We start from the raw sequence: 9,709 nt of genomic DNA, 5'->3' as shown, positions 1-9,709 counted from the left end.
CGTACTCGACAATCTGCCGAACCGCCTCGATCTTGAACTCATCCGTGTAACGCTTCGTACTCATAACCACCTCCGCGTAAGCCATAGTTTATGGCTGCGAGGTGTCTACGAAATCCTGGGCGATTCAGTCCACCAGGGCATCACTGTTTGAAATCTATGATGCCGCTGTGGAAAAGAATGCACAGCTCGATACTGCGCACCCAGCATCAAAGTAAGCTGGTGATGCTGCCATCACGGCAGCCTGACAGCGAATCCAGGCCGAACTCACTGAGCGGTTCGGCTTGATTCCAGAGTTAGGTGCGAACAGGAGTCTTATGGGTACGCTGCTGACAGCTGCACTGATTGGCGGCATCTCTGGCGGAGTGGCTGTACTTCTTCTTGGACTCTTACTTCCCCGCAAGTCGTGTCCAAAGTACGAAGCGCCTTTGCCAAGGTTCCGAAAGCCATCCAGCATGCGTGAATCCCTGTTGGGAGGCTGGTGCTGCCCGACGTGCGGCGAAGGAGTTGCACGTGATGGGTCGCCTCGCCCCAAGGACATTCGATAGCAGGCGCGCCCAACATCTCATGCAAGCCGCGTTCACTTCGCGAGTCGGCTTGATTTCGGAGCTTTCCAAGAATGCAGATATTCGAGTGGCGCAAGGAGCATTGGTATCGGTACTCAATCGCTATCGCTACGATCATTGCGATAGCGTTCTTAGCCTCTCATCCAGAACTGCGACTGTTGCTTATGCTCGTCGATGCCATTGGATTGGATCTGTTTGTGCTCCTGATCGGCTCACAGATTTTCACGCTCATGCAGCCACTGGCTTCTTCGTTGCATCGAGTTGTTCTCCGGCCCTTGCTTCGTAGAACGCTCTCACTAGCCATGTTTGCGTTCGGCATATCAGGCCCCTATCCGGAGGCGCATGTGGTGATGCCAAAGCCACTTTGCAGATTCGCGGCCTGACCTTTCAGTGCAGCCGATCCCGCTTCCTGGCTCGGTCCAGCCCAAGAGTTACGCGTCATGAGGCGCTCCATCGTACTCATCGCTGCTCTTCTCACAAGCCCAGCGCTTGCTGATACTCCACTGCCAGCGCCAAAAAAGTTCACAACCTGCTCCGCTACCCGAAAGCTCTGCGCGACGTCCGACCCAGTCAGCAACACAACGCTTGTGTTTCCGCAGGTCTCAGGACAGGACTCCTGGCGGATACCCGGATGGCATCGCTGGTTGTTCCTCTCAGATGCAGGAGAGTCAGTGGTCGTTGGCTACAGCGGCATGAACCTCGTTCCGGTAGAGGTGACGCTGGACGAACCAGTTCTGTTCTTCTACAACCGCAACCGACTTGTTCGCACCATCAGGCTTGACCAGCTCTACCGACACAAGTCGCAACTCCTGCGCACCGTGTCTCACCTTGCCTGGGTGCACAACATCGGCTTCAACAGCACCAACCAGTTCGTGGTGGAACTGGTGAATGGGGACAAGCTTGCGTTCAATCCCCGAACCGGTAGCCGCGAGCCTATTCGGCCGGATGGGTCGTAGTGCGACCTTCAAGCTGTCACTTCTTGCGGCCGCGCTGCTCCAAGGTCTGCCGACCGTGTTGTCCCGCCTCTGCGCCTTCTTCTTTCGCAGCAAGGTCGACTGCCTGCCCGGCGACTCCGGGCAGCAGGTTCAACTGATCCAGGCGTCGGCAAGTTTGTCCCAGCCCTTATATCTCACCGCCTTTCCGCTATCCCTGTTCGCGCTCTGCCTGCGACGTTCGGCAAGCCTTCCCGGGTGAACTTCGTCCTGCCGCCATGGCATCATCGGCACGTGCCAGGGTGCCCAAGCGAGGCGGCGCTGGCCATGCACTCGGCTGGTGACCGACGCCACCGGATGGGGATTGGACAATCAAGGAGAGACAATGTCAGCCGCCCTGGAACGAGAAAAACAGGCACGTGATGCAATCGAGCAGGCGTTCGGTACCGAGGCCGGAGAGGACAGCATCACTCTTTTCATTGAGCATCACCTCGCTGAGCTCCCTGGAACCTATTGGCAGCAACACCTCAAGTCAGAGACTCCCGAGGCATCCACCGTGGTTGGCCTTCTTGTGCTTGGCTCATGCTGGGGTGACGATGACATTGAGTACTTCGACTTTACGCTCCCCGATGACGTGACAAATTACGTCATTTCCGTGCATTTCGATGAGAGCGGTAACATCGATGGCATCTCGATGGAGAGTTGATCAACAGTTCTTTCCGAATAGTTCATCCAGGCCGAATCCGATATGCGGTTCGGCGTCCTTATGAAGTCAGGTGTTTGCATGATTGATATCGCAAGTCTGGAAACCATGTTCTCGAACATCCAGAAATCAACGGACTGGAACATCGATGGTCCAATGCTTTGGGGCTATTTCTTCACTGACGCCTCCGCTGACAAGCTGCGCACACTCGCCAGCGAGCTTGATCAGCAAGGCTATCGCTTTGTTGAAATGTTCATTCCAGAGCTTGACGAAGGCGAGGATGAATACTATTTCCTGCATGTGGAAAAGCTCGAGCCACACTCGGTCCTATCGCTGCACCAAAGAAATCAAGAGCTCTATGCGCTTGCTGACAAGTACGGCGTTGATACTTATGACGGCATGGATGTTGGGCCAGCAACGACCTGACAGTGGACACAAACCGAGGCCGTTCCACAGCCTATGCCGAGGCATGCTTTGAAAGAAAGCAAAGATCACGGGGTTTTCCTGCATGGCTACCAGTAGAAAATTTTTTCTTGTACTTCTCCTGATATTTGCGGCGATCAATCTCGTAGATTTCGTCTTCTACGGACAAAGCCTTCGCAACCTTTTCGGAGCAGCTGGTTTCGGCCTTATGGCGTATGGATGGCACAAGCATATTCGCCCCCTATCAATCGCGGGAGCCGTACTCGCCCTGGGCGCAATCGTCGCCAAGTACTTGGCATAGTGCCAATGCGGCGTTCAGATCGAATTCCGCCCTCCCCAGCAACCTACCGGACCAAAGATCTTCAGAGTTTTTCGGCGAGATATCCATAGGTTGCGTCCAGTAGGAAGGAGCTTTTGTTTCTGATCGTCCCCATGAAGAGTTCCTCACCATGCATCCTGACGAACCGCTCCGGTACCCATCTCACTATCCACCCACCGGCCGCTGGAAACGCTTTTTCATAGGGGTGAGATGGATAGGTCCCGATCTGTCGTTCTTCAAGACTCTTCGCTCCAACCAGGCATCTCGCACCTCAAGCTCCATGGATGCCTGGGGTGGCGGCGATCGCCAGGCGCTGGCCGCGGCTGTCGGCGTTGTTCTCTCCCGGCATTGCCGGTGGCCAGCGCCCTACTTTCTTCCGGGAGATTCGCTGTTGGTCATTACAGGCGGCCCGAGCTTCGCGGCGATCGATGACGCAGACATAGAAGATGCAATCGGAGCTATGGAGGAGATCGCGGATCTAAAGTTGGGAACCGCCTTCTGGGAAGCCAGCGGGCCCGGCACCGTTGGTGCGTTGGTGGATCACTTGCTGACGGCAGCGGGTCCAGGCAGTACATTCAAGGCGCACTCGCTTCGAGCGCCTGATCTACCAAAGAAACAGGTGACCAAATGAAAATCCTGCATGCTTTCGCAATCCTTCTGTTTCTTGTCGCACTCTGCCTTTACGTTGCTTCATCCAGCACAGGGGCATGGTTGCTGGGCGGCATTGGCATAGCGCTGGAGATCGCCGCGTGGGTTATCGCGCTGAGATCCAAAGGACAAACCACGCCCGATAGCAGTTCCAGTTGATAGTATCTTCCCTGCCCGCAATGGCCGGGCAACCAGTGTCACCAACACCAGGAAGCCTTCCACCTCGCAGTCCATTCACACCGGGTTGGTTTCGCGGGCCGGATCACTCCAAAGCAGGAATTCATGCTCAAGAAACTATTGTTCGTAGCCGTTGTGCTGGTGCTGGCCTTGGCCCAAGGTTACTTCATTTACGCCGTACAACACGGTGCGATTGATGCGTTCACTGGCGCGTGGAGCAGCTTCAACGTCGCTCAATCAGGCTACTCCCAGTTTGTATTTCGTAGTATCAAATGGTGGTGGGCCTTGCCCGCAATCTGTCTGCTTCTTGTTGGCTTCGCTACATGGAGGCCTACAGTTTTCCGCGTCATCCTTGCATTGTCTTTCAGCCTCCTCGGTACCGTCGCGTTGTACTGGTCTGCGTACGCACCTTCGCTGTTCATCCAGATATGAGGCCTGACAGCTCACTCCGCCCGATTCCGCTTCGGCAGCAGATCGGAACTGCTTCGCGCACTACGGGATCCTTCTACACTCGATGACCTGGAATGTTGCTCGTCGTACCAGAACTGCGGTTTGTCGTGCTTGCCTATAACGCATAAGTCCCTGTGATCCATGGAAACCGCATGTGCCACCGAGCTATGACTGGCCAATCCAAGTAGAGGACACCACGGTTTTGCTGCACGGCGTGCCCTGTTGCAGCATTCCGGGCATCGGACCGATAACATGCTGTCCCACCTCCCCGCGATGCAGCCCCCCCTGATCACCGTTGGAGAACAAGCATGAAGCGCGTAACCGGCATTGGTGGCATCTTCTTCAAGTCGAACGATCCAAAATCGCTATCCGCGTGGTATCGCGAGCACCTGGGCCTGGATGTAAGCGACTGGGGCGATGCGGTGTTTCAATGGGGCGGCGCTGACAGCCCGGCGGGCGCGACGATCTGGAGCCCGTTTGCTGCAGACACCAGCTATATGGCGCCTTCCACTGCATCTTTCATGATCAACTTCCGCGTGGATGACCTGGATGCCTTGCTCGCGGCACTGCGCAACGAGGGCTGCAATGTCGTGGGTGAGCCGCAGCGTTCCGAGCAAGGGAAGTTTGGCTGGGTGATGGACCCCGAAGGCAACAAGATCGAGTTGTGGGAACCGCCTGCGGGGCAGTGAGCACTACCAGCGGCGTTTGATCGCATGCGGCGGGGTGGCGCGGGGTGGTTCTGTGCGCGCGGATACCGCCAACCGCATGACATCAACCTATTGCGACTATTCGCCCGCCAGCCCGCTGCCCAAACGCTTGACTCAGCTGAAGCCACACGCCGCGTGCTACCGCCAAGTGAGCGCAGACGCTTACATGCCGCGACTGTGGCAGCTCATGCCCAGTAGTAACAAGGCGATATCGAAAAACTCTCGTATCCTCTCAGCACCAAAGACGGTGACATTGATTGCGGGTTTCAACGCGGCGCCCCCAGCACGCTTCATCGCTGCGACGCTGCCTTGGTCCATGCACGCGCGTCAGTTGTGAAGGCTACAGGAGAGCGTCATGCACGACGGGCACCGCCCCCGCAAAACCGGATGCGTTGACTTCTGGCATTTCGATACGAGAGAAAAGTGCGAAGCAGCGGTGCGACGACTTGAACTGGCTTTCCTGCATTTGCTTCCGGAAGAACTTGGTGGTGAGTGCGATGCGGACAACATGGTGTTTGTGCCAACCTGGGTTGCGGAGCAGAAGCGCAGGATCGACACCAGCGCGGTGCTGCCCCTGATGCGCGCAGGAAAACTGAGCCGTTATGCAGCCAGTCCCACCTATCGCGGCAGGAGCTTCATCCCAGCGGAGATCACGATACATGCGTATGACCCGGCGGGTTTCGCAACCACCATCGACATCTGGTAGTTGCATCGCTGCTGCCGCAACTATCGAATGAGTCGCTTGGGCGGCTGCCCAGCGATCAGCGCAGCGATACAGGAGCACGCGCCCGGTTCGGTCATCGATCTTCGCAGGGCTGGCTACCAGTCTTCCAGCAGTTTCTGGACTCTCAGATATTTGCGGGGCTCGGTTTGATCGACGTATCCACGTCGATGGTGCTCCATCCTTCCGCGGTAAATGCGGTGCCACTCTCGACAAGGACGTGGGAGTGGCATCGCACCCGATGCCGATCAAGGTGTTTGCGAACCAGGTCTTGTCGCCTATCGCACCACATCTCGGCAAAGTGGATCCGCCGACAATGCGGGTTGAGCGCATTCACCGCAGATCAACCTACCTGGCGCCACTGCCCCGGCTGAAGTCCTTCCAGGGCGTATGGCCCCATCACCGCCCGCACCAATCGTAGTGTCGGCAAGCCGACCGCAGCCGTCATCCGTCGCACCTGGCGGTTGCGGCCTTCGCGCAGGGTGATTGCCAGCCAGCTGTCCGGCACGGTCTTGCGGAACCGTACGGGCGGGTTCCGCTCCCATAGGCTGGGGGCTGCAGCCAGCAGCTCAACGCGCGCAGGCAGGGTTGGTCCATCGTTGAGCTGCACGCCATCACGCAGCGCCTGCAGCTTGTCATCAGTTGGCACACCTTCAACCTGCACCCAATAGGTTTTGGGCTGCTTGTGGCGTGGGTCGGTCAGGCGATGGGCGAGATTCCCATCATCGGTGAGCAACAACAGGCCTTCGCTGTCGTAGTCCAGGCGACCCGCTGCGTACACGTTCGGCGGCAGGCCAAAGCCGGCCAGGGTCGCGCGCGGCGGCTGGCTGCGGTCGGTGAACTGACACAGCACGTTGAAGGGTTTGTTGAAAGCGATAAGCATGTAATACGGGTATTCGGAAAGTAGATTGAAGATGCATTGCTGGCTGCGCACGACGACCCTCCATCGCGCGCCGGGTTGTGGGCCGTGCGGCCAACAGTGTGGCCGCACATTGTCTCACCCTCCCCTCTCCAAGCCCTATTCCCTATGGGGTTATTGCTTCACGAAGCGCAGTGTCATGCGGTCGCTTTCGCCGATGGCCTTGTACTTGGCGGCGTCAGCAGCATCGTGGCTGTTGGACGGCGGCAGCGTCCACACGCCCTTGGGGTAGTCCTTGGTATCGCGCGGGTTGGCATTGACCTCGCTGCTGCCAGCCAGCGTGAAGCCTGCCGCTTCGGCCATGGCGATTATCTGCGCCTGACCAACATAGCCGCTGCCGTCATCGGCCGGCACGTCAGCCTTGGCACGGTGCTCGACCACGCCCAGGGTGCCGCCCGGCTTGAGCACGTCAAAGAAAGCCTTGAACATGCCTTCTGCCTGCCCGGAGGAACGCCAGTTGTGGACATTGCGGAAGGTCAGCACCAGGTCCGCCGAGCCCGGCGCGCCCAGCACCGGGGCCGCCGGGTTGTAGGCCACCTCAGTGGCGCGGTCGAACTGGGCCGGGGATGCGGCGAACTTCTTGCTCAGGCCATCGCGCGAGCGCTGCTGGTAATCGCGACCGCCGCCGGCCGGCAATGCAGCCGGGTCAACCACAGCGGCAACATACTTGCCGCCATCGCGCAGATAGGGTGCAAGAATCTCGGAATACCAGCCGCCGCCGGGTGTAATTTCGATGACCGTCTGCGTCGGTTGCAGACCAAAGAACGCAAGCGTCTGCGCCGGGTGACGGTATTCGTCGCGCAGCACATTGGCCGGCGTGCGCCAGCTGCCGGCAATGGCAGCCTGCAGCTGCGGCGACACCTGTGCGTCAGCGGTGCTGGCAGCGGATTCATGGGCCAGCGCAGTGCCGGCAGACAGGGTGCTGGCAAGCGCCAGCAGGCAGGCACACAGCAGCGGGGCAGGCTTCTTCATGCGGAATTCCGTCGATTGAAACGGCGAGCCTAGCACGCGACTGCAAGTGCAATGCAGCATGCAAATGTTCATATCCCGTTAGCGTGAGAGCGGCGCACGGAACGCTGTATTCACGACCTTGCCACGGAATTGGAACGCATGCCGTCTATGCTGTTGAACTGAACAACAAAGGAGCAACGCATGCCCCAGTCACGCGAACTTGGCCGCTCGGGTCTCCATGTCAGCCCCATCGCTTTTGGTGGCAACGTTTTCGGCTGGAGTGCCGATGAGAAGACATCCTTTGGCCTGCTCGATGCCTTCGTCGATGCCGGCTTCAACCTGATCGATACCGCCGATGTCTATCCGGCATGGGTGCCAGGCAACCGCGGCGGCGAATCGGAGACCATCATCGGCCGCTGGCTGCAGCGCAGCGGCAAGCGCGACAAAGTGGTCATCGCCACCAAGGTTGCGAAGTGGGCCGAGCATCCGGGCCTGTCGGCCGACAACATCAATGAAGCGGTCGAGGATTCGCTGCGCCGCCTGCAGACCGATGTGATCGATCTGTACCAGGCGCATGAAGACGATGAATCGGTGCCGCTGGAAGAAAGCCTGGGCGCGTTCGCGCGGCTGATCGAGGCGGGCAAGGTGCGTGCGATTGGTGCGTCCAACTACAGCGCCGAGCGCCTGCGTGATGCGCTCAAGGTCTCCGCCGACTATCACCTGCCGCGCTACGAAACCCTGCAGCCCGAATACAACCTCTACGACCGCAGTGGCTACGAGGCGGAGCTGGAGCCACTGGCGCGCGAACACGGCATCGGCGTGATCAGCTATTACTCGCTGGCCAGTGGTTTTCTCACTGGCAAATACCGCAGCGCCGATGACGTAGGCAAGAGTGCGGCACGCGGCGCGAAAGTGGCTGATCGCTACCTCAACCCGCGTGGCCTGCGCATTCTGCAGGCGCTGGATGATGTGGCGGCCAGTCACAAGGCGACGCCGGCACAGGTGGCGTTGGCATGGCTGATCGCACGCCCGGGCATCACTGCGCCCATCGTCAGTGCCACCAGCGTACAGCAGCTGCAGGAAGTGCTGGCTGCGGCACAGCTTGGCTTGAGCCCAGCGCAGGTCGCACAGTTGGATGCAGCCAGCGCGGAAAGCTGAATTGGGCGAGTTGCGCACCCCCTGCTCGCGTCGTAGCATCGGCCGAACAGGGGGTAGACCGCGAACGGAGTGCTACCCATGCAGACCGCACCTACAGCCCAGCGCAGCATCGATCGCCACGCCGAACTGGCTTACTGGCGCGGCGTGCATGCCATCGGCCATCTTGGCCAACACGATTTCGACCACTACCAGCGCCTGCTGGAAATGGGCTACGACGTCTATCAGGCGTATCCACGCGCCAACGAAGAACAGCTCTACAAGGTGCTGCAGGACAGCTACCACCGGCATAGCCCGGCGCTGGCGGTTTCCTGGGATGAGGCGCGCTGGCTGGTGCGCCATGCCTGGCATCATGCTCAGCAGCATTGAAGGTCCTTGTGGTCGGCTTTTGTAGGAGCGGCGTCAGCCGCGAAGCTGCTGCAGCGTCAGAAGCTGAAGAGCTTACCCCTCCCCAACCCTCCCCTTGGCTTCGCCAAAGGGAGGGGGCGAAAACACGCCGCGCATCGCCGCATCGCCGCATCCGACATCATCGGATCACATGCATGCCGGTGGTTTTGACGATGTCTGCTTCGCGGCTGACGCCGCTCCTACAAACACTGCGTCGTTGTTGCAGCCAGGTGCTGACTTTGTTGTGGGAGCGGCGTAAGCCGCGAAGCTGCTGCAACGTCGGAAGCTGAAGAGCTCACCCCTCCCCAACCCTCCCCTTGGCTTCGCCAAAGGGAGGGGGCGAAAGCACGCCGCGCACCGCCGCATCCGACATCATCGGATCACATGCATGCCGGTGGTTTTGACGATGTCTGCTTCGCGGCTGACGCCGCTCCTACAAACACTGCGTCGTTGTTGCGGCCAGATGCTGACTTTGTTGTGGGAGCGGCGTGAGCCGCGAAGCTGCTGCAACGTCGGAAGCTGAAGAGCTTACCCCTCCCCAACCCTCCCCTTGGCTTCGCCAAAGGGAGGGGGGGGAAAGCACGCCGCGCACCGCCGCACCCAGCATCATCGGATCACATGCAGGCGGTGGTTTTGATGATGTCTGCTTCGCGG

General features: G+C 59.2%; 13 protein-coding genes. 11 read left to right on the top strand and 2 right to left on the bottom strand.

Annotated features, from left to right (window positions below; genetic code table 11):
• Positions 1-616 precede the first annotated feature (616 nt).
• The 9 genes from QMX78_RS01915 (at position 617) to QMX78_RS01875 (ending at position 5,628) form a co-directional block, all read left to right on the top strand.
• The gene (locus tag QMX78_RS01915; RefSeq protein WP_282266002.1) at positions 617-946 is read left to right on the top strand and encodes a hypothetical protein; all 330 of its coding nucleotides are present in this window, start codon (positions 617-619) and stop codon (positions 944-946) included.
• A 288-nt stretch (positions 947-1,234) separates the two neighbouring features.
• Positions 1,235-1,519 (top strand): hypothetical protein, encoded by a 285-nt coding sequence (locus tag QMX78_RS01910; protein WP_282266001.1) that lies wholly within the window; start codon positions 1,235-1,237, stop codon positions 1,517-1,519.
• A 316-nt stretch (positions 1,520-1,835) separates the two neighbouring features.
• Positions 1,836-2,201: a DUF2004 domain-containing protein gene (locus tag QMX78_RS01905; RefSeq protein WP_282266000.1), complete on the top strand. Its 366-nt coding sequence runs from the start codon at positions 1,836-1,838 to the stop codon at positions 2,199-2,201.
• Between the two features lie 78 nt (positions 2,202-2,279).
• Complete coding sequence (locus QMX78_RS01900; RefSeq protein WP_282265999.1) at positions 2,280-2,624, top strand: ribonuclease E inhibitor RraB; 345 nt, start codon at positions 2,280-2,282, stop codon at positions 2,622-2,624.
• A gap of 446 nt (positions 2,625-3,070) precedes the next feature.
• Positions 3,071-3,571 (top strand): hypothetical protein, encoded by a 501-nt coding sequence (locus tag QMX78_RS01895; RefSeq protein WP_282265998.1) that lies wholly within the window; start codon positions 3,071-3,073, stop codon positions 3,569-3,571.
• Complete coding sequence (locus QMX78_RS01890) at positions 3,568-3,747, top strand: hypothetical protein (protein ID WP_282265997.1); 180 nt, start codon at positions 3,568-3,570, stop codon at positions 3,745-3,747. Before QMX78_RS01895 ends, QMX78_RS01890 begins: the two co-directional genes overlap by 4 nt.
• Positions 3,748-3,870: 123 nt before the next feature.
• On the top strand, positions 3,871-4,197 hold the full coding sequence (locus QMX78_RS01885; protein ID WP_282265996.1) for a hypothetical protein: 327 nt from the start codon (positions 3,871-3,873) through the stop codon (positions 4,195-4,197).
• A 326-nt stretch (positions 4,198-4,523) separates the two neighbouring features.
• Positions 4,524-4,904, top strand: coding sequence for a VOC family protein (locus QMX78_RS01880; RefSeq protein WP_282265995.1), 381 nt, complete (start codon positions 4,524-4,526; stop codon positions 4,902-4,904).
• 373 nt (positions 4,905-5,277) lie between these two features.
• On the top strand, positions 5,278-5,628 hold the full coding sequence (locus QMX78_RS01875; protein WP_282265994.1) for a hypothetical protein: 351 nt from the start codon (positions 5,278-5,280) through the stop codon (positions 5,626-5,628).
• Between the two features lie 358 nt (positions 5,629-5,986).
• On the opposite strand, the gene QMX78_RS01870 is transcribed toward QMX78_RS01875, so the two are convergent.
• Both QMX78_RS01870 and QMX78_RS01865 read right to left on the bottom strand, forming a co-directional pair.
• Positions 5,987-6,526 (bottom strand): pseudouridine synthase, encoded by a 540-nt coding sequence (locus tag QMX78_RS01870; RefSeq protein ID WP_282266003.1) that lies wholly within the window; start codon positions 6,524-6,526, stop codon positions 5,987-5,989.
• Positions 6,527-6,676: 150 nt separating this feature from the next.
• On the bottom strand, positions 6,677-7,534 hold the full coding sequence (locus QMX78_RS01865; protein WP_282265993.1) for a methyltransferase: 858 nt from the start codon (positions 7,532-7,534) through the stop codon (positions 6,677-6,679).
• 180 nt (positions 7,535-7,714) lie between these two features.
• Between QMX78_RS01865 and QMX78_RS01860 the strand changes: the two genes are divergently transcribed.
• Both QMX78_RS01860 and QMX78_RS01855 read left to right on the top strand, forming a co-directional pair.
• On the top strand, positions 7,715-8,671 hold the full coding sequence (locus QMX78_RS01860) for an aldo/keto reductase (RefSeq protein WP_282265992.1): 957 nt from the start codon (positions 7,715-7,717) through the stop codon (positions 8,669-8,671).
• A 78-nt stretch (positions 8,672-8,749) separates the two neighbouring features.
• Positions 8,750-9,037, top strand: a complete 288-nt coding sequence (locus QMX78_RS01855; protein ID WP_282265991.1) for a hypothetical protein — start codon at positions 8,750-8,752, stop codon at positions 9,035-9,037.
• Positions 9,038-9,709 lie beyond the last annotated feature (672 nt).

The sequence above is a fragment of the Stenotrophomonas sp. PS02298 genome, assembly GCF_029959445.1.
GTDB lineage: Bacteria > Pseudomonadota > Gammaproteobacteria > Xanthomonadales > Xanthomonadaceae > Stenotrophomonas.
This window is presented reverse-complemented; position numbering and strand designations above follow the sequence as displayed.